The organism is Microbacterium sp. Leaf351, from assembly GCF_001423825.1.
GTDB lineage: Bacteria > Actinomycetota > Actinomycetes > Actinomycetales > Microbacteriaceae > Microbacterium > Microbacterium ginsengisoli.
In genome coordinates, this window is record NZ_LMPK01000020.1 from 1 (window position 1) to 297 (window position 297).

At 60.3% G+C, this 297-nt stretch carries 1 protein-coding gene; it reads left to right on the top strand.

The annotated features are described in order from the left end of the window. Positions 1-89: 89 nt before the first annotated feature. Positions 90-297, top strand: a 208-nt coding sequence (locus tag ASG00_RS15335; RefSeq protein ID WP_200930883.1) for a hypothetical protein, incomplete at its 3' end; no start/stop codon positions are given.

Genomic DNA, 297 nt, shown 5'->3' on the forward strand with positions numbered 1-297 from the left:
ACTCTGGCAGCTTGATTCCGGCGGACATGGCTGGGTCGTGGTCCGAGGCGGATCATCGTGATACGGAGGCGCGCCTGGAGGAGGAATGGGTGCGCGAGATCAAGAGAAACATCGTCGCTCTGCTGCAAGAGCGCGGGTCTCTCGTTGTCGCTACGAGCATTGCTGAAATTTACGGCTCAACGATCACGCTTGCACGCGAGAAGCATCTGCACCGTGCATGGGACCAACTATCGGCGGAGCGTGTGGTTCTGCCGCGCGTGACGAAGCCAAAGACGCGCGATCAGACCATCAGGCCGT